This is a genomic window from Microvirga terrae (assembly GCF_013307435.2).
In the GTDB taxonomy this organism is placed as follows: Bacteria; Pseudomonadota; Alphaproteobacteria; order Rhizobiales; family Beijerinckiaceae; genus Microvirga; species Microvirga terrae.
In genome coordinates this window covers 16841-35025 of sequence record NZ_CP102845.1, presented here as the reverse complement: position 1 = coordinate 35025, position 18185 = coordinate 16841, and the positions used below count along the sequence as shown (strand labels likewise).

Below are 18185 nucleotides of genomic sequence, written 5' to 3'. Positions count from 1 at the left end.
CCTCATTTCGGGAACAGCAACTGGACCTGGGCCCGGAGCTGCCAGTCCGGACCCTCGGTCGGACGGACCACATTGTAGTAAGCCGCGAGTTGCATGTTCACCGGCTGCTTGCCGATCTTGAACACCCGGCCGAACCCGCCGCCGACCGGCACCGTCCAGCGATCCTGCGGCTTTGCCTCCCAGTTGGCCGTCGCGATCGGGGAGGTGGTCAGGTACCAGCCTCCGGAGAAGTTGTAGTTGACGAAGGGCTGAATCGTCGTCTGGTTGACTGCCTGCGGTCCGCCCTCGAAGGACCAGAGCTGGTTGACGAGCACTCCGACTACCCAGGGACCGTGAGTCGTCAGGGCGACGGCCGCTGGCCCGGCGCCCCATTTCTGCGCGCCGAGGGCCTCGTTGGTTGCGGTTGGTACGAGGAAGGTCGGGCCGATGCCCCAGATGATCCCGTGGGTCGGCTTCGAGGGCGAGAGGAAGAAGGTGGGGTTCAGATCGCCGAGGCCGAACTCCCGGTCGCCGGTGACGGTGAGAGGCGGCTGGGAGACGACCGGCAGGATCCAGCGGGTGATCAGGTTCCAGTCCTCGTTCAGCTTGATCGGGATCACCGGCTGGATGTTGAGGATGTCCTGCTGCTGCTTGTGCGGGCCGACACGGAAGTTGAGATTGTTCTGAAATGGCACGCTGATCAGGTCGGCGACCGGGTTCTGCGCCTGCTTGGCGAGATCGCTGCTCCCGCCATCCTCCGATCGCGCATCCGCGGATTGCGCCAGAGGAGCGGTGTTCCACACCATCGCCGCTGCTGTCGCGACAATCCCTATCCATCCGGCTCGAATCGCAGCTCGTGCAATTCCCATGAGGGTGCTCCCTGTATCGGCCGCGGCAGGATTGCCGCATTCGGTCGGGACTGGCCCATGCTCCTACGCGGCCCGTGTTCAGAACTTGGCGCTGATGCCGATGACGGGTCCGTGCTGGAGCATGTCGAACTCGTAGCGCTGCCGGCCCTCGCCCTGGACATAATCCACGTACAGCGCCCGGTAGCCGACCACACCCGAGAACGTGATGCCCTGGTAGGTGCCGAGCTCGAACCCGTAGGCGCCGATCGCCTGCCAGGAGAAGTCGCTGCCGACCCCGAAGCCGCCGATGTCGCCGCGCAGCCACAGTTCGTGCCCGGGCGCCACCGTGTAGCGCACCCGCGCGCCGATCAGCGGGTCGAGCCAGTCGACGGAACCGGAGCGGGCGAAGGCCCGGGCTCCGGCCACCTCAAGGTCGCCGACCTGCACCGCAGCCGTGACATCGAGCGACAGGTCTGCCTCCTGGTACCAGTAGCGGGCGCCGCCAAGCACGTCGACGGCGAGCGCGCCGAAGCGGGCGACCTCGTAGGCTGCCCCGACCTCCGCGATGGCCATTTCGATGTCGAGGCCGAGGGATGTGCCGAGGCTGCCCGTCACGCCCGGAGCCAGAGCACGGCTCCTGACATTGCTGCGCTCGACCCCGATCTTGCTCCAGACCACGTTGGCCATCAGGGCGAATGGGCCGTTGCGGGCCTCGACATCGCCCATCAGGGCCACGAGCGTGTCGCTCTCCTCGACGATGTCGGCGAAGCTTGCATTCACCTTCACGGAGCGCCCGCGCACCGTCTGGGTGCCGTTGAGCGCCGTGAGCCAGCCATAGGGCGTGACACGGTAGCTCCACGAGGGCATGGCGGGCGCCTCGATCACGGGAGCCGGAGGAGGGCCCAAGTCGGCCGCGAGCGCGGGATCTAGGCCGCCACCGAGAAGTCCGGCCGAAGCCAGGACGCCACACGACAGCCAGTGCGGAAGGTAGCGCATCATTCCCCCCTGAAGTCCTGATCTGTTGCCTCTCCCAGCCGCCTCATAGCAGCCGAAGCGACGCCTGCGGTCAAGGCGGCCAACAACGGCACTGAGTAGAACCAAGACGTTTGTTCTCGAGTGTTGCATTCCGGATATCATGTCGGCGGCAACATCCGCAGAACTTGAGGTTGGGCGTGCTGCCTGCAATGGACGGGTCGTGTAGTCCGTGCCCGAAACCCCTGTTTCCAAGGCGGGATCTTGGATCCGACCAGCGGTGTCCAGGGATCGGGCCAGCGCGGTCAAGGGAGTTTCTCGTCCGAACGCCTGACCAATCGCGCTCTCCCGATCCGATCGGGGCTCTGGCCGGGCATGTTTCATGCCCGGCCCTGCGCCGGCGCAAGAACCCTCACTCGTTGCCGCAGGGCGAGTACGGGTAGTAGCCGCACACATTCGGGATCACGGCCGAATTCTCGGCCGCATAAGCCGCGCTTGCAGTGGAGACCCCTGATCGCCCGTACCAGGCGCCGTGATAGACCGGGGCATGCCAGTAGGCGCTGCGGGCTCGTCCATACTCTCCGGCGAACCAATCGATGAACAGGGCCGCGGGTCCGCTTGCTCCGGCGAGAGTGCCTTCGAGCACCGCCACGTCGAAGGTCAGAGTGCCGCCCTCAAGCTTGGGCGCCTTCAGGGTCACCACGGCATCGCTCACCTGCGAGCCGTCGCCGCCCAGGACCGACACGGTGGCGTTGGGCGGATCCTTGGCGAAGCTGTCCTTGCCCTCGTCCCACTGCATGATGAACTGCTGGGTCATGACGTGACCGGCCGCCCGCACCGGGCGATCGGCGAACACGATCGAACTCGGCGACACGCCCGTCAGGGTCAGCCGGTTGCCCTCGAGCTTGGCGCCGGCGGCGTTGAGCACGGCGAGCGACGGCACCGGGCCCGTGGGCGTGACCCGACCGATGGCTTTCGTCGGCAGCGGCGGCTTGGCGCCCGCGTCCTGCGCGGGAGCGCTCATCGTCATCGTGCCGAGGCCGCCGGTGACCAGGATGAAATAGGCGACGTGCTTGCTGAACATGGCGAGAACTCCCTTTTGTGCGCGTCCGACGCACCGAACGGTCGGCGTCGATGAAAACCTGTGATGGGTCTTGCTGGCCTTCAGTCGGCGGGCACCGGGTTAGAGCGGTGCTCGCTGGCTGAAGGCCAGGCGAATCGAGCCGGTGTCGTCAGAAATCGTCCGACCCGTCCTTGCACCGGTAGCCGATGAAGCATTGCGGGTTGTTGGAGCTCGGAACCCAGGCCGGCTCGGGGAACTGGTCGACCAGGCACTCCGCGCCGCTCCGGACGAAGCGGGCATACGTCGTGGGGCTGGTGTCGAGCACGACCGCGCCTTCGCGCATGACGAGCTGGCGGTTGGCGCCGCAGGTCCGCTGCGACGTCGGCGGCCCGACCTGAGCTGCGGCGGCCATGGCCGTCAGGGCGAGAGCAGAGATTGCGACTAGGCATCTCATCATCGATCCCTCCTATTGGTTTGAAGCGTGTGTCCCGCTCCCCGGCTACGCTCGATCGCTCACCTTCCTGACTGGCGGAATCGTCCAGGTGCCGTCGATGATCGACGGGTTGGTCTCGTTCGGCCAGTACATGCGCAGCATCAGGATGAATTTGCCGGCCGGGGCGGGAAGCCAGTTCGACTCCTTGTCCGCTCCGGGCGAGTCTTTCTGGATGTAGAGGTCGACCGAGCCGTCCGGATTGGCCTTCAGGTTCTGGCGTGCGCTGATCGAGTAGCGGTTGATCGGGTTGGGCACGAAGAAGTAGGCACCGTCGTACATCGTCAGCGACCAGAAGCCCTCGACCGGCGGCAACTGACCCTTGGCAAAGCGCATGACGTACTTGTTCGCCCCGTCGTAGGCTTGTCCGTCGCCGTCCTTTTGCGAGGTCGGATAGACGGCGTCCTGCGGGCGGTTGGCCCCGAGGCCGATCGCCGTAACGAGGGCTCGCATCAGGTAGTCGGTGCCGTAGATCCCGGTCTTCGTCGTGAAGCCCCAGCCGTCGATGTCATGGATATCCTTGTTGATCTTGAACTGGATCATGATCCGGTCGTTGGCGATCTCCGGGATGCGCTTGGCGAAGTCGGCCCGCAGCTTGCTCGCGTCGAAGTTCTGGCCGGGCACGAGCCCGATCTTGGCGAACTTCGCGAGGGCGGGGGCATCAGCCGCCGACGGCGGGTTGGTCTTCATCAGCTCCGCCAGCAGGGTGAAGTACGCCACCGCATCCATACGGTTCACCTGGTCGCGCACGGCGGACTTCATGTCGATCGAGGCATCGACCTTGCCGGCGGGCGGCGTGTACGGTTTGCCGTAGGCGCTGAGCGGCACCAGCTTGACCTGGTCCTGGAGCGCGTGCACCTCGGCGTAATCCTCCGGCGTGCCGGTGCAGTAGATGCGACCGAGCAGCCAGACGATGTTGGTCGGCGACTTGTACTCCTTGACGCCTGCCGGCAGCGTGCCGCTCCAGCCGGGTCCGGTGATGGCATAGGTCTGGGCGCCGGTGCCCGTGGTACGCTTGCCGGGAACCTGGAACACAGTCGTCCAGCCGTCCAGCATCGGCATGAGGAAATAGCGGTCCTTCATGTCCGGCAGGCTCAACACCCAGGGCTCCTTGCCGACGTCGAAGAATGCGGTCGTATAAAGCGTGTCGGCGTTGGGTGCGGTCACATCGCGGAACGTAGCATCCGGGTAGTGCCGGAGCTTGATGATCTGGCCCATCGGCGCCCGGGTGCCTTCGGGGGCGGCCACGTTGGTGATGACGCGCCGAGTCATCTCCATGGTGACCAGCGGATAGCCGTAGATGTAGGCGTCGGTTGCCAGCCAGAAATCCTCGAGGCCTTCGTCGATACCCAGTAATTCGCCCAGATGAGCCTCACTGGCGGTGGTCGCCGCGGTCCCGGCGAGCAGGCTCAAGGCACCGATGGCCGCCTGGCGGCGGGTCAGCTTCATCGTCATGACAAGTCTCCGTTGCGTGTGAGTTCTGGGAACTGTGCGACACTTACCGGCATGGCGGACGGTCCTGCTCCGCAGCTCCTCGCCCCGGCGGTACCCGTGGGTGAACTCCTCGGAATCGCCATGCCACTGCCCAAACGCTAGCAACGGCGGAGGATCCGCGCCTGTATCATCCTGTAGGTTACGTGGTGGTCGTGGCGGTCAGTGCCGGGATGCCCGTGCCTCGAGGGTTGATTCCGCAGCCGTGCGCGCCGGCACCGGGAAGCCCGCCTTGCGGGCGCCTTCGGCGTAATGGGCCGCGTCTTCCGGCCGGTAGTTGCGCTTGGCCATCTCGGCGTCCCAGTGCTCGAAAATCATCGGGCGCATGCGCAGGAATGTATCGCGCGCCTCGGCAGCTTCCGATGCCTTGCCGAGCTGGGCGTAGATGACGGCGGCGACGAAATGGTAGAGCGGGAACTTCTCCAGAGCCGCCTGCCGGATCAGGGTCTCCGCACGCTCGTAGTCGCGCTGCATGTAGGCATAGACCGCCAGGACCCCGCTGTAGTAGCCGGAATGGCCGGGGTTGCGGGCAAGCGCCTGCTCAATCAGCTCGGCGCCGCGTCGCCATGCGCCGGCCTGGCTGAGACAGGTTCCGTATTCGCCGAGAAGCTCGGTATCGTTCGGGTTCAGCGTCACCGCCCGCTCGCCCACCTCCAGCGCCTCGGTCGGTTGCTCGGCGAAGAACAGCGCCATCATCAGAGCCTGGAGCGCCCGCACGTTCTCCGGATCGAGGCGGATCGCGCGGCGAGCGGCTTCGAGTGAGCGTTGGATCGGGGGGCTTGCCTTTGCCCTTGGATTGAATCCGAACCGGTCCTCGTCGAGGTAAAGAATGGACAGCATCGCCCAGGCGGTCGCATAATCGGGATGGACTGCGACCGCGCGCTCCAGGCAGGTTCGGATCGCCCCATGGCTGTCCTCGGTCAGCGCGGCCCGGTAATCGTAGAACCTGAGCGTGCACGCATAGGCTTCGAGGTCGTCGGGAGGGCGGGAGCCCGTTCGGGTCCCGTCGGCCCGTTGGATGATGCCGTAGGGCTGTGCCACGGCGGTTGCGACTCTGCGGGCGACTTCGTCCTGGATCGTGAAAAGATCACGGACCTGCAAGTCCTCGTCGTAGGTCTGTGACCACAGGACTGCTCTGGTCTGTGCATCGATGAGCCGGCCCGTGATGCGCAGGCGGTGCGCCGCGGCCCGGACGCTGCCCTCGAGCACGTAGCGGACGCCGAGATCACGTCGGATGCGGGCCATATCCGTTCCCGGCATGATGCTGCGCGACGTTTCCCGCCCGAGGACCGTGATTTCCTTGAAGCGGGCGAACTGGCTCAGGACCTCCTCGGTCAGGCCATCCGCGTAGGACTTCGCCGACGGCTCCCCTAAGGCCTCGAGCGGCAGCACGACGAGGGTAGGCCCGCCGGGCGGCAAAGGAGCCGGTGCTTGTGGCGTGCGGGACACGCCGTCACGCCAAGGCGCCCACAGGAGAAGCCCGCCGAGAAAGGCAAGGCAGGCGACCGCGATGGGCCAAGGAATCCGGCGCCGTGGCGGCGAATCGGCCGGAGATCCAGGCGACACGGTGACAGGGACAGGATCGGCGTCCGCAACCGGCGCCGTGCGCCAGGCGAAGTGCGGGACGTAGCCCCCCTTAGGGATGGTGATGACCACCGAATCCGACGTGCCGCCCGAGAGATAATAGCGCTCCAGCGCCCGGCGCAGCCGTCCGGCCTCGATGCGCACGACGGGATCGCCCTGGGCGTCGAAGTCCGCGTTCCGCTCGAACACCTCGGTGCCGATGGCATAGGCCTTGATGCGCTCGGCGCGCCCGGCGAGCGTCTCCTCGACGACATAGCGCAGGAACCGGCGCGCCCGGGCAGGCGCGTCGAGGTCGGGGCTGGCGAGGAGGACATCGAGCTGCGCGCGCACGTCCTCTGCCGCGGGCAGCGACTGCGCCTGCGACGAGGCGCTCACAGTGCCGTCGCCTCCACCGAGCATGAACCGGTCCGTTTTCCGCGGGCGCACGAGACGCCTCTTCCCGTAACCTACAGTAACATACTCCCCGCGCGTGGGGTATGGGGCGATGCTGGAACCGTGGGGCGGCGCATCCGCGCCGTCCGAACCCGGCAACGGGGCTGCACCATGCATCACGCCGTCCAGGTCGCCATCGCCCGCTTTCCGGACCGCGGGCATGCCATCGAGGAGCGTGCCCGGACGGACGATGGCTTTATGTCCCTCTGCGATGATTTCGCCGCCGCGCAGGCGGCCCTGGTGCACTGGGAGCGCTCTGGCTCTCCGGTGAGGACGGCACGCTGCGCCGAGTACCGGGAGCTGGTCCGGGATCTCGCGGCCGAGATCGAGGCCGAACTGGATCGCAACACGTAGAAGGCCCCTGCCCCGATGAAGGCCGCCGGAGCGGATCGGACCCGCGGGCCTATGGGGAACCGGCTGGCCCGGCCTGCAAAAAAGCGGGCGTCTGCCCGCCCGAAGGTCATGGGCTCGTGTTCCCACTTCGATAGGGCAATGCCTTTCTCCCTTCTGCAACCTGTCGATGACAATCCTTATCGCTGCGATGGTAGGACCTGCTACAGACGTTCGGCACCGGCTGACAGGCAGCCGGCACCTTGCCGCCCTTAATAGGGGCGGTACGGGTAGGGTGCGTAGGGGTAGAGGGGCGCGTACGGATGGTAGTAGCCATAGGCGCCGGTGGCAGCCGCCGCCGCTCCGGCGTAGAACGCACCCCGATAAGCGGTTCGGCGCGCCATGCCGGCGAATGACAGCGGCGTGAACGGCAGCCCGATGATGTCGATGAATACCGACGCGGGTCCGTCGGCATTGCGGAGGTCGCCTTCCAGAACCGCCACCTCGAAGGTGAGCTGGCTTCCGTCCATCCTCGGGTTCTTCAGGGTGACGACGGCGTCCTTCACCGAGGATCCGGCCTTGTCGAACACCGACACGGTCGCATTCGGAGGGTCCTTGGCGAAGCTGTCGGAGCCGGCCGGCCATTCCTCGAGGAGATGTGCGGTCAGAGCGTGGCCCGCCGCGCGCACGGGACGGTCGGCGAAGATGATGGAGCTGGGAGCGATGCCCGTGAGCACGAGCCTGTTCCCCTCGAGCCTCGCTCCTGCGGAATTCATGACGATCAGTGCCGGCTCGACCTCCGGCTTCACCTTGCCGATCTGCTTCTGACTTGGTTCCCGGATGGCGTCCTGAGCCTGAGCGCCTGCGCACAGAACGGTCAGAACGATGGCTAGCCGAATGGCCGACAATGATGCTCTCTTCATGATGATTTCTCCTCTGCGTGGGCCTTGGAGCAACCCTGTCGCATCGCAGCCCCGGACGTTCGGATCGGAGATCGCGGTAGGCCGTTCACGGCTTGCGAAGGGTACGGATCCGGACAGGACGTTAGCAGGCGCGCAAAGGCCCGCCTGTAGCATCGTGTAGTTTACGGAGTGGTGGTCGTGGTCAGCGCCGGGATCGATGACGCCCGTAACATGTCCCTGCGGGGCTGTGCGGCGCGCGCCTACAGTAAGTTACTTCCGTCTCACGGCCTTTTGCCAGATGATGGCTGCTGCGGGACGGTGCCCCTGCGCTGCCCGGGCGTGGCTCATGTTGTGCCGAATGCCCAGAGGTGGTGGGACTTCCGGCCCCTTCGGTCCATGAAGGGAGGACGACGCCCGATGGAGCGGTTCGGCACGACTGCGGTCATACCGCTCCTGCAGGAGGCGGCCGGGTACGCGGATCACCGAGGCCACGATCGTCCGCGACGGCGAGGCTGGCTTTTGGCAGGACGTCGGCCGCGAGGCTCCGAGGAGCCGCTCAGGGACGGTGCGAACGCTCGCTCCCCCCGACCATTTCTCTTTCTCTACCGCCTCCCCAACTCCGATCGCGGTGGCACGCGATCACCCGTTCCCGTCCTGAATCTGCAAAGGAGAAGACGATGCTCGTCAGACTGCCACTCTTCCTGATCCTGTCGGTCCTGGTCGCCGGTTGCGTGTCGGCCTCTTCAGGCGGCCAGCCGCCCAACTATGTCGAGGCTGAGCTCACCGACAACCCGATCCGGCGCGGATCGATGGTCGCGATGCCGGATCTGCCCGGTTATATTGGTGAGCCCGAGTAGGCCGCTTCCTCCGACCTCGTCGCAGGTCCTGCCCCCATTGCCTTCGAGCATCTGACCGTCGCCAGACTGGTGGAATCCCTCGGATCGGTGGTCGATAGCGATGCGACGCGACGGCCGGCCGAGCAACTCGGCGCGGTGCTGTGTTCGGAAGACAGGTTATGGTGCTGGGCTGCCTCATCCCAAACTCTCGGGCTGCGCGCTGAACGGATTTCCAGCCGACCGGAAGCCACAGTGGCGCGACACCTTCTGTCCCAAATGGCTAAGCGAACGTCTCGAAGTGTCAAGCGGAGCGGTACGAGCCCACATAGGGTCTTTGCCTCCGGTCGGCACAAGCACCAGGCGTGGCAAGGGGAACCCAGCATCAGACGAGGTCACTTCCGCTAGGCCTGCTGCTGAGGGTCATGCACGGAGAACCCGATCTTTCGGCTGAGACCATAATTGCCATCGAAATAACGTGTCAGACAGCAAGTACAGGAGCCGAACGTGCAACTGATCAGCGCTAGGGACGCAAGGACGATCGAGAACTGTGAGCGGACCTTGGCGTCGGCTTGTCTCTCCCCGGCTGCGCGGCCTTGCCTGAGCGTCTTTCCCGGGCTCGCCTTCGCGGTTATCGCGTCCCTCGTCGTAGCAGGCTGCACCGTCGCGACGAGCGAGGCCCCTTCCCCCGTTGCCGTCGAGACCTCCGCCTCCATCCCACGCGAACGTCTGATCGGGCGGTGGGGCATCGCGTCGTATCATGCCGACAAGGACCGTCCCAGGACGGAGCGGGAGGCGAGAGCTCAGTGTGGCCAGCCCTACACCATCGCGAAAGGCCCGACCGATGGCGTGATGATGCATGTCGCGGACGATCCAAAGCCCTACGAACTGCGCCTCAAAGGCGACGCCGCCGGCCGGACCTATCTCGGATTCGAGGCGCCGCCGGGCCATCCGCAGGATCGCGAGATCCTCTCGAGTACGAGCAGCCTCATGACCATGCGCTTCGTCGATCCGGACGCGAACCGGCGATACGGAACCTTCGTGTATGTGCGTTGCGGAGCCTGATGGTGAAAGCCTTATCCCTGGAGGAGCAGATGCGGACATGCGACGACCGAATTGTCCAAATGGGTACGGCGCTTGCGCTGGCATTCGGACTTACCCTGGCGGTTTGTCTGCCCGGTGCAGCGGATGCGCAGGCTCTGCCGAAATCCGTCATCCAGGAGACGCTGGAGATCGGCGACGAGCCGGGGCGCATTTCCACGGAAGAGGTCGTCATCGCTGATGGGCCCTATGCCCGCCAGGTCGTGTTCTTCCGCTCGAATGAGGCACCTGGAACCCTCGTCATTCATACATCGGAGCGGTTCGCCTATCTGGTCCAGGGCAACAACCGCGCCCTCCGCTATGGCATCGGCGTCGGCCGCGAGGGTTTCCAGTGGTCGGGCCTGGTGCGCGTCAGCCGCAAGGCCGAATGGCCCGACTGGCGCCCACCGCCGGAGATGATCGCCCGTCAGCCCTATCTCCCGCGCTTCATGGCCGGCGGCCCGGGCAATCCGATGGGGGCCCGCGCACTCTATCTCGGCTCGACGGTCTTCCGCATCCACGGCACCAATCAGCCGGAGACGATCGGCCATGCCATCTCGTCGGGCTGCTTCCGGCTCGCTAACGGCGACGTCATCGACCTCTATGCGCGCGTGCCGCTCGGCACCAAGGTCGTGGTCCGTCAGGGGGCCAGCCTGTGACTCCCAAGTCGCCCGGACCTGTGCTCCGGGAGCGGAACGCATCATGCGACGGAGACCAAGGATCATGTTGAACGCGGCCAAACTCAACGCCATTGCCGGCATAGCTCTCGCTCTGACCTGTGCCTCTGCGGCCTCCGGGGCTGCCGGGACGCTCGAGACCGTAAAGCAACGCGGCGTCCTTCAATGCGGCGTGAGCGAAGGGTTATCCGGATTCTCGGACCGGAACGAGCAGGGTGACTGGTCCGGCTTCGACGTCGACTTTTGCCGTTCGGTCGCGGGAGCAATTTTCGACGACAGATCGAAGGTCGCCTTTGTGCCGTTATCGGCCAGCGAGCGGTTCGAGGCATTGCGCGCGGGACGGGTCGACCTGCTGTCCAGAAACTCGACCTGGACCCTGGAGCGCGAGGCGGGCCTCGGCCTCGCTTTCGCGGGCATCACCTATCATGACGGCCAGGGCTTCATGGTGATGCGGGATCTCATGGTCTCCTCGGCGCTGGAACTCGACCGCGCCAAGGTGTGCGTGGAGAGCGGGACGACGAGTCAGCTCAACTTGGCCGACTTCTTCCGCGCGAACTCCATGACCTACGATGAGCGCGCATTTGCGAGTGCCGCGGAGGCTCTCGCGGCCTTTCAGGCCGGCCAGTGCAATGTTCTGACGCGGGATCAATCGGCGCTCTATGCCGAGCGCCTGAAACTTCCCCAGCCTGGCGCTGCCGTGATCCTCCCTGACGTGGTCTCGAAGGAGCCCCTTGGGCCGGTGACGCGAGCCGACGACTTCGCGTGGTTCACGCTGGTGAAGTGGGTGAATTTCGCGCTCGTGAATGCGGAGGAACTCGGCGTTTCGTCTCTGAATGCAGCTGAGGCAAGGGCATCGCAGAAGCCGGACATACGCCGTTTCGCCGGCCTGGAAGGAGGCTTCGGTCGGATGCTGGGGCTGGACGATGCATGGGCGCTGCACGCCGTCAGGGCGACGGGCAATTACGCCGAAATCTACGAACGCAATCTCGGCGTGAACTCGCGGCTCGGTATCCCGCGCGGCCTGAACCAGCTCTGGAGCATGGGCGGTGTGCTCTATGCGCCCCCTATCCGATGACGGCAGTCAAGTGGTGATCATCGATTGTCACCAAGGGGTATGGCCCAATGCTGCCGATGATCCATCTCCGGAAAACACATCGTCCAGAGGTGGATCGATCGTCGAACGATGTGCATTTGCATGCGCCGCGTGTCCCAAACTGCAAAGTGCCTGTCCGGAAGTGTCAAGCACGGAATGCGCGCCGATAGGATGCTGGTCTCAGACGGAGCATGGATGACAACTTTCCCGAACCCTTGCTCCGCTAGCGACGGAACCGCTACCTGCCTTTCGTCGGGCCTTCACAGGAGTGGCGCATGCACAACAGGTGCTCAGGACAACTCACTCTTGGATCAATCGGACTGGCTTTCATCATTGGTCTTCCCGCCTTCGCATCGGCGTCCACAAGGGTAATGACTCTGCCGTCGTTCGGCTCACGGACAGAGCTGCCGTCCAGGTTGCCCGAATCCACGCTGCCCGAAATCGTTCAGAAACGAGATTTGGAATACGCACGGGCGGCGGCCCGCGGCCCGCGGGGCGGAGCCGCAGCGCGTGGCCCACGTGGAGCGGTGGCCCGTGGACCCCAGGGCGGAGTGGCGGCCCGCGGTGCATATGGTGGCGCCGTGGCGCGGGGCCCGGCGGGCAACGTCGCGGTTCGTCCAGGCTATCGGCCGCCCGTGCCGGCCGGGGGATGGTACCGACCGTCGTCCTACTGGTGGCGACCCGGTGCTGCGGTGGCCGCGGGCGCGGCCCTCGGCTTCGTGACGGCTGCGGCAGCAACCACCTATGCCACCTCACCGGCGCCGGCCGCCGGCTATTGTTGGTACTACACCAACTCTCAACGCACCCAAGGCTTCTGGGACGTCTGCCCTCGGTGAGGAGCCCTGCGTGGAGCCTGCGGATCTTTCTTTACGCGATCATGGACACGGCATGAGCCTGAAGTGGGCCGCCGACCCGGCCAGGGAGCAATCCCTGTCCAATCTGGATGCGGTACGCGCCAATCAACGACGCCCGCCGCAGAGACCTGAGACCGGTGCTCGAAACCTGACGAGGGCGCGACGATGGACGACGGACGAATCTCACAGGATGTTGGTCGTGGTCCGGGGCAATCGATCCTGATTCCGGCGCTGGCTCATGCGATATCCCGGCGCACGCTTGCGCCCGGGTACATCCATCTGGGAGTCAGCAAAGAGATTGTCCCGACCCTGTGCGATTTCGGGATTGATCCCGATCCGCTGATCCACGAGGCCGGGCTCGACCCTCGCCTGTTCGAGGACGGTACGAGCGTCGTTGCGTTCACCGCCCTGGCCCGGCTCTATACCCTGTGCGTGGCGAGAACCCGCTGTCCGCATTTCGGGCTGCTTGTGGGCCAGCGGGCCACCATCCTGTCCCTGGACCTGATCGGACGACTGATGCAGCATTCGGAGACCGTCAGCGGGGCCTTGGATTCGCTCGTGTCCAATCTGAGCGTCCAGGACCGGGTCGTGGTTGCCTCGCTGACCGTTGCCGATGACGTGGCTATGCTCACCTACGCGGCGTACCAGCCCGACGGCGCGAGCGCAGAACACATCACCGAAGCAGCCCTGGCGGTATCGGTCAATGCGATGCGCACCCTGTGCGGCGCTGAATGGCGCCCAACGGAAGTGCTTCTGTCGCGCACGGCCCCAGCCGATACCGGATCCTACCGGCGCCATTTCCGGGCGCCCGTCCGGTTCAATCAGGAGGGCGCCACCCTGGTATTTCCGGCCAAGGACCTGAAGCGAAAAGTAGCGGGGGCCGATCCTCTGCTCCGCGGCATGCTGGAGGAGCAGATCCGGCGACTGCGAGGCAATGCGGCATCCGAGTTCCCGGATGACATCCGGCGCTTGCTGCGCACGCGGATCATGAAACGGCGCTGCTCCGCCAGCGACATGGCCGATCTGCTGGCGATGCATCGACGCACCTTGAGCCGGCGCTTGAGGGACAGCGGATCGGGGTACAGGACAATTGCCAATGAGATCCGCTTCGAGATTGCCCGGCAATTGTTGGCAGATACCGACGTGCCACTTGGCGAGATTGCGGCGGCGCTCGGTTATTCAGAGGCCAGCGCTTTCACCCGCGCCTTCCGCCGCTGGTCGGGCCGAACGCCGACTGCCTGGCGAAGCAACGGCCGACCCGGGTAGTGTACCGATCTTGTCAAGCCTTCTTGCGTCTGCCTGAAGGATGAGATCGAGCGGTGCGGATTTGCCTGCGGTCGTCAGCGAGGCAGGCCTCGCATCGGCATTGCGGCGCCCCCGAACGCGTCGTTGCGAATTCCAGGTGCTTGGCTCGCCTGGGAGGAGACGTAGTTCGGCGGCTGCGCATCCGACCCGGAGCTTGACACGCAACCTGTCATCAGAGCGCTTGCCGCGAATGCGGCGATGAGTGTGCGCATGGGATCTTCCTGATCTGGGTTTGAACACCCAAGCAGTTCACTGGAACAGCTGTGCCTTCCTGGGGTGACCTAGTGAGGGAAAACCCAAAGCTCGATTTCCTCCTCGTCATCCGGCTCCATGCGGCGGTTCTCCATGGCGGTCCGGAGCCCTTCAAGCGCATGCAGCGTCACAAGACGCAGCCGCGACTTCTGGTCCGGCGTGAGGCTCTGGTAGAGCGGCTGCCAGGCATCCGCAAGCTTCCTCAGGCCCGCCGCACGATCCGTCAGGACGTCGGCACGCTGGCGATAGAGTTGCACCGGATCGATGTCTCGTGGCTGGTCCAAGCGCTCCCCCAGTGCGGCCAGCCGGCGATAGCGTGTCTCGGCCCTGGCGCGGATCGCCTCCTCCACGGCGGGCCAGAGTTTCTCCTGCTCCGGGGTGAGTTGCAGTGCGGCCTTGATCACTCCGACCCGAATATCGGTCAGCATTTTGAAATCGCCTTGGCTCAGCCGTCCGCTGCCAGGTGTGCCGGCTGGGCCTGAGGTGGCTTGCTGAGCATAGGCCGCGGGCGCGCCACCAATGAACAGGGCTGCGACGACGCTGATGATTTCCTTCCGCATCTTGGTCTCCTGATGATGCTCTCGTCCGTTAGCCTAAGGACTGGATCGGAGCCTGCTTGACGGCTTGGGACTTCCCTTTAGCAGTTTGGGACACAGGCGAAGCCGGAAACCTGCCCGAACAGCGTTCCACCCGTGGCCTTTGGAGAGCTCCCGGGCTGCAAACCAAGCCGGTTGCGGGAGGCGCTCCAATACGCGAGGCCCCGGAAGGCCAGGGTCACGAAATGCCAAGCGGTTGTCCCAACCGGACAAGCACGTAGTCCGAAGGCACATCATGATCGAGTGCTCCCTCATGCTGCGCGAACTGGATGAGTGTTATGCCTCGCTTCTTCTTCCACGTCAGGGGTGCACGCGAGGGACTGAGCCGCGACGAGCTCGGGCTCAACTTTCCTGACGTGGAGACTGCCTATCGTGAGGCGTTCTGTGCGGCTCGCGACATCAGGGGCGTCTTCGCGTTGCGCGGTCAGCATCCGTGCGACTATACCATTGAGGTTGCGAACGCTGCGGACGAGCTGATCTTCAGCCTCCCGTTCTCTACAGCCTTCGGCCGTCGAATGCACCGGCGCACCAAGCGGTTTCGCCAGTGAGGTCGCCCTCCAGGCATTCTCTGGCCTCGTCAGCTCGCTTCCTGATATTGCGACACGGCCGCGTCGATTGTAGGCGAAAACCGCGTCTCGCCGAACCGGTCGAACAGCCCGAACCGCCGCAGCTTATCCTTGACGGGATCCTTCAGTTCAGCGAACCGGAGCTCGATGCGCTGCGCCAGCAACGCCTCATCAAGTTCGGTCAAGGCATCGGCCGCCGTCACGTCGACGCTCGTGACCGGAGCTGCCGCGACCACCACGCAACGCACCGGCGTTGGCGATTCCGCCACGGCGGCAAGGACGCGTTCGCGGAACAGCTCCGCGTTGGCAAAGAACAGGGGTGCATCCCAGCGGAACAGGACCAGGCCTGGGATCCGGCCTGCCTCCGGATAGCGCGTGACGTCATGATAGCCCTCAACGCCGGTCGGACGTCCCAGAACGGCGGAGTAGGGGCGCCACCCATCCCACAGGAACTCGATGATGGCAATCACGATCGCTAGACCAATCCCCGGAATGGCGCCGAACGCCGCGACACCCGCGAAGCAGGCGATCGACAGCCAGAATTCCCAACGCTGGATGCGGTAGATCCGCCTGAGGTCGGCCACCTCGAACAGCCCGATGGCCGACGCGATGACGACGGCAGCCAGGGCGGAGGTCGGAAGGTTGCGCAGAAGATCGGGCGCCACCAGCAGCAGCAGACAGATGGCGAGTGCGCCGACGATGCCGGTCAATTGCGTACGGGCCCCGGCGGCTTCGGCTACAGGCGTGCGCGAACTGCTGCTGCTGATCGGAAAGCCCTGAAAGAACCCGGTGGCGAGATTGGCGGCTCCGAGCCCCACCATCTCCTGGTTGGGATCGACCATGGTGCGGGTCCTTGCGGCGTAGGCCCGGGAGAGCACACTGGTGTCGGCGAACGACACCATGGCGACGGCGCATCCCCCGATGAGCACAGGAACGATGTCGCCGACCCCGATCCAGGGAACGGTGAAGCGTGGCAGGCCCTCCGGCAGCGAGCCGAGTATCGAGACGTTGTGGCGCTCCGCGAGGTCGAACACGCCGACAAGGACGGCAGCACCGACGACGGCGACCAGGATGCCGGGTACACGTCGGCTTCCCCGCAGCAGCAGGATGGTGGCCAGTGTTCCCAGGCCGACCGCAAGGGCCACCCAGTTCATCCTGCCGGCCAGGATGGCTCCTCCGATGGACCATAGTTCGCGCAAAGGTCCCGTGCTCTCGACCGAGAAGCCGAAGAGCTTGGGGATCTGACTGATCAGGACCGTCAAGGCGATGCCATTCATGTAGCCGTAGCGGATCGGCTTCGACAGGAGTTCCGTCACGAAGCCGAGGCGTCCAAGCCCGGCCAGGATCAGGACCGTCCCCGACACGAGGGCCATCATCCCGCCCAGGGCGACGGCGCGCTGGGGATCCCCGCCGGACAGCGGCAACACGATGCCGAGGATGACTGCCGCAAGGGCCGAATCCGGGCCGAGGACGAGGATCCGGCTCGGCCCGAACACGGCATAGACCAAGAGGGGGACAATCGTGGCGTAGAGGCCGCAGATGCCCGGCAGGCCGGAGGCCACGGCATAGGCGATCCCGACGGGGACAAGCATGGTCGCGAGCACCAGTCCGGCCAAGACATCATGGCGAAACCATGCGGCTTGGTACCGGAGGAGGGTGCTGAGCCCTGGTAACCAGCGCAGCCATCTGGCCTCAAGGCCGATCCCGCGGGCGACCGACGTTCCTTCCCGGTCGCCCGGGCTGAGAGCCTCCTGGCCAACCATCGGATTGCCCCCGCGCGCAGGCGGCACCGTCGCAGCCTCCATCCGGTTCGGGGGAAGCGGATCGACTGGGTGCGTGCCGGGCATGACCGCGCTCCGGGTTATGCCGTCATGGCACTCAATATCGGGCCGGGACGATGTGGGATGCCGGCAGCCGGTCTTCGATCCCTTTTGGCCTCGGTTCCGCCTTTGGCACCTTCGGCAATTCGACCTTGACCTTCTTGTACGGGATTTGTCTCAGCAGATGGCTGATCAGGTTGAGCCGCGCGCGGCGCTTGTCGTCGGACGGGACAATGAACCATGGATTGGCAGGAGTGTCCGTGGCGCGCAGCATGGCCTGGTAGGCCAGCGTGTAATCCCACCAGCGACGCACCGACTCGGTGTCCATCGGGCTAAGCTTCCAATGCTTCATCGGATCCTCGATCCGGTCGGCGAAGCGGCGGCGCTGCTCGTCCTGGCTGACGTCGAGAAAGTACTTGAGCAGGATAATGCCGTTATCGACGATCTCCTGCTCGAACGATGGCACCAGGCGCATGAAGCGCTCGTACTCGTCATCGGTACAGAAGCCCATGACGCGCTCGACTCCGGCTCGATTGTACCACGAGCGGTCGAACAGCACGATCTCGCCGGCGGCGGGGAACTGCGCCACGTAGCGCTGGATGTAGAGCTGACTCTTCTCGCGCTCGGTCGGCGCCGGCAGGGCGATGTGCCGAAACACCCGCGGGCTCACCCGCTGCGTAATCCGGCTTATCACGCCACCCTTGCCGGCGGTGTCTCGGCCCTCGAAAACGATAATGATCCTGGCTCCCGTTGCCTTGACCCAGGTCTGCAGGCGCACGAGTTCGACCTGGAGCTTTCTCAATTCGCTCTCGAAATCCTTCCGCTTCATCCTCTCTCGAACATTAGAGGTAATCGCCGTGCCAATGTCGGCTCTCTCGTTCTTCAGAGATTCTTGACGCTTCATGTCACGCACCGCGTTCCTAGCGTTATAGACCCGCGGGTCCGCAGATTTGGACGCACGGGAATGGAGAATGAGCAATTCCCGGTTCGTTGCAGACGCCGATTGCCAGCCAGCATA

Annotated in this window: 18 protein-coding genes; 8 read left to right on the top strand and 10 right to left on the bottom strand. The window is 65.2% G+C overall.

Annotated features, from left to right (window positions below; all coding sequences use genetic code 11):
• Window positions 1-2: 2 nt before the first annotated feature.
• From HPT29_RS00150 to HPT29_RS00125, 6 genes are all read right to left on the bottom strand, one after another.
• Window positions 3-785: a neuromedin U gene (locus HPT29_RS00150; RefSeq protein ID WP_173945394.1), complete on the bottom strand. Its 783-nt coding sequence runs from the start codon at window positions 783-785 to the stop codon at window positions 3-5.
• 141 nt (window positions 786-926) lie between these two features.
• Window positions 927-1826 carry a hypothetical protein gene (locus HPT29_RS00145; protein ID WP_247654096.1) on the bottom strand — a complete coding sequence of 300 codons (900 nt, stop codon included), beginning with the start codon at window positions 1824-1826 and terminating at the stop codon, window positions 927-929.
• A 385-nt stretch (window positions 1827-2211) separates the two neighbouring features.
• On the bottom strand, window positions 2212-2883 hold the full coding sequence (locus tag HPT29_RS00140; protein WP_259060381.1) for a hypothetical protein: 672 nt from the start codon (window positions 2881-2883) through the stop codon (window positions 2212-2214).
• Window positions 2884-3031: 148 nt separating this feature from the next.
• Entirely contained in the window at window positions 3032-3319 is a 288-nt protein-coding gene (locus HPT29_RS00135; RefSeq protein WP_173945351.1) for a hypothetical protein, read from the bottom strand.
• 42 nt (window positions 3320-3361) lie between these two features.
• Window positions 3362-4801: a DUF1254 domain-containing protein gene (locus tag HPT29_RS00130; RefSeq protein WP_173945364.1), complete on the bottom strand. Its 1440-nt coding sequence runs from the start codon at window positions 4799-4801 to the stop codon at window positions 3362-3364.
• Window positions 4802-5005: 204 nt separating this feature from the next.
• A complete protein-coding gene (locus HPT29_RS00125; RefSeq protein ID WP_259060379.1) occupies window positions 5006-6853 on the bottom strand; it encodes a tetratricopeptide repeat protein in 1848 nt (615 codons plus the stop codon).
• Window positions 6854-6970: 117 nt separating this feature from the next.
• Here HPT29_RS00125 and HPT29_RS00120 point away from each other — a divergent pair, with 117 nt between their 5' ends.
• A complete protein-coding gene (locus HPT29_RS00120; protein ID WP_173945352.1) occupies window positions 6971-7213 on the top strand; it encodes a hypothetical protein in 243 nt (80 codons plus the stop codon).
• Between the two features lie 248 nt (window positions 7214-7461).
• Here the strand turns inward: HPT29_RS00120 and HPT29_RS00115 are convergent, their stop codons facing one another.
• Complete coding sequence (locus HPT29_RS00115) at window positions 7462-8112, bottom strand: hypothetical protein (protein ID WP_173945353.1); 651 nt, start codon at window positions 8110-8112, stop codon at window positions 7462-7464.
• Window positions 8113-8768: 656 nt separating this feature from the next.
• On the opposite strand from HPT29_RS00115, the gene HPT29_RS00110 reads away from it, so the two are divergent.
• The 6 genes from HPT29_RS00110 (at window position 8769) to HPT29_RS00085 (ending at window position 13894) form a co-directional block, all read left to right on the top strand.
• Window positions 8769-8948 (top strand): hypothetical protein, encoded by a 180-nt coding sequence (locus HPT29_RS00110; protein ID WP_173945354.1) that lies wholly within the window; start codon window positions 8769-8771, stop codon window positions 8946-8948.
• Between the two features lie 483 nt (window positions 8949-9431).
• The gene (locus HPT29_RS00105) at window positions 9432-9989 is read left to right on the top strand and encodes a hypothetical protein (RefSeq protein WP_259060377.1); all 558 of its coding nucleotides are present in this window, start codon (window positions 9432-9434) and stop codon (window positions 9987-9989) included.
• A gap of 29 nt (window positions 9990-10018) precedes the next feature.
• A complete protein-coding gene (locus HPT29_RS00100; RefSeq protein ID WP_173945355.1) occupies window positions 10019-10663 on the top strand; it encodes a L,D-transpeptidase in 645 nt (214 codons plus the stop codon).
• A gap of 91 nt (window positions 10664-10754) precedes the next feature.
• Window positions 10755-11756 (top strand): amino acid ABC transporter substrate-binding protein, encoded by a 1002-nt coding sequence (locus HPT29_RS00095; protein ID WP_371823124.1) that lies wholly within the window; start codon window positions 10755-10757, stop codon window positions 11754-11756.
• A gap of 545 nt (window positions 11757-12301) precedes the next feature.
• Window positions 12302-12610, top strand: a complete 309-nt coding sequence (locus tag HPT29_RS00090; protein ID WP_173945357.1) for a hypothetical protein — start codon at window positions 12302-12304, stop codon at window positions 12608-12610.
• Window positions 12611-12793: 183 nt separating this feature from the next.
• Complete coding sequence (locus HPT29_RS00085; protein WP_173945358.1) at window positions 12794-13894, top strand: AraC family transcriptional regulator; 1101 nt, start codon at window positions 12794-12796, stop codon at window positions 13892-13894.
• Window positions 13895-14214: 320 nt separating this feature from the next.
• Here the strand turns inward: HPT29_RS00085 and HPT29_RS00080 are convergent, their stop codons facing one another.
• On the bottom strand, window positions 14215-14745 hold the full coding sequence (locus HPT29_RS00080; RefSeq protein WP_173945359.1) for a Spy/CpxP family protein refolding chaperone: 531 nt from the start codon (window positions 14743-14745) through the stop codon (window positions 14215-14217).
• Window positions 14746-15059: 314 nt separating this feature from the next.
• Here HPT29_RS00080 and HPT29_RS00075 point away from each other — a divergent pair, with 314 nt between their 5' ends.
• The gene (locus HPT29_RS00075) at window positions 15060-15329 is read left to right on the top strand and encodes a DUF6894 family protein (RefSeq protein ID WP_173945360.1); all 270 of its coding nucleotides are present in this window, start codon (window positions 15060-15062) and stop codon (window positions 15327-15329) included.
• A gap of 29 nt (window positions 15330-15358) precedes the next feature.
• Here the strand turns inward: HPT29_RS00075 and HPT29_RS00070 are convergent, their stop codons facing one another.
• Both HPT29_RS00070 and ppk2 read right to left on the bottom strand, forming a co-directional pair.
• Window positions 15359-17194 (bottom strand): SulP family inorganic anion transporter, encoded by a 1836-nt coding sequence (locus HPT29_RS00070; RefSeq protein ID WP_173945361.1) that lies wholly within the window; start codon window positions 17192-17194, stop codon window positions 15359-15361.
• Between the two features lie 31 nt (window positions 17195-17225).
• On the bottom strand, window positions 17226-17996 hold the full coding sequence (ppk2, locus tag HPT29_RS00065) for a polyphosphate kinase 2 (protein WP_259060376.1): 771 nt from the start codon (window positions 17994-17996) through the stop codon (window positions 17226-17228).
• Between the last annotated feature and the right edge of the window lie 189 nt (window positions 17997-18185).

Coding starts and splice junctions, on each gene's coding strand:
- HPT29_RS00100 (WP_173945355.1), top strand. CDS start 10,019: ATGCGGACATGCGACGACCGAATTGTCCAAATGGGTACGGCGCTTGCG.
- HPT29_RS00110 (WP_173945354.1), top strand. CDS start 8,769: ATGCTCGTCAGACTGCCACTCTTCCTGATCCTGTCGGTCCTGGTCGCC.
- HPT29_RS00080 (WP_173945359.1), bottom strand. CDS start 14,745: ATGCGGAAGGAAATCATCAGCGTCGTCGCAGCCCTGTTCATTGGTGGC.
- HPT29_RS00140 (WP_259060381.1), bottom strand. CDS start 2,883: ATGTTCAGCAAGCACGTCGCCTATTTCATCCTGGTCACCGGCGGCCTC.
- HPT29_RS00070 (WP_173945361.1), bottom strand. CDS start 17,194: ATGCCCGGCACGCACCCAGTCGATCCGCTTCCCCCGAACCGGATGGAG.
- HPT29_RS00145 (WP_247654096.1), bottom strand. CDS start 1,826: ATGATGCGCTACCTTCCGCACTGGCTGTCGTGTGGCGTCCTGGCTTCG.
- HPT29_RS00130 (WP_173945364.1), bottom strand. CDS start 4,801: ATGAAGCTGACCCGCCGCCAGGCGGCCATCGGTGCCTTGAGCCTGCTC.
- HPT29_RS00150 (WP_173945394.1), bottom strand. CDS start 785: ATGGTGTGGAACACCGCTCCTCTGGCGCAATCCGCGGATGCGCGATCG.
- ppk2 (WP_259060376.1), bottom strand. CDS start 17,996: ATGAAGCGGAAGGATTTCGAGAGCGAATTGAGAAAGCTCCAGGTCGAA.
- HPT29_RS00115 (WP_173945353.1), bottom strand. CDS start 8,112: ATGAAGAGAGCATCATTGTCGGCCATTCGGCTAGCCATCGTTCTGACC.
- HPT29_RS00135 (WP_173945351.1), bottom strand. CDS start 3,319: ATGATGAGATGCCTAGTCGCAATCTCTGCTCTCGCCCTGACGGCCATG.
- HPT29_RS00085 (WP_173945358.1), top strand. CDS start 12,794: ATGGACGACGGACGAATCTCACAGGATGTTGGTCGTGGTCCGGGGCAA.
- HPT29_RS00075 (WP_173945360.1), top strand. CDS start 15,060: ATGCCTCGCTTCTTCTTCCACGTCAGGGGTGCACGCGAGGGACTGAGC.
- HPT29_RS00120 (WP_173945352.1), top strand. CDS start 6,971: ATGCATCACGCCGTCCAGGTCGCCATCGCCCGCTTTCCGGACCGCGGG.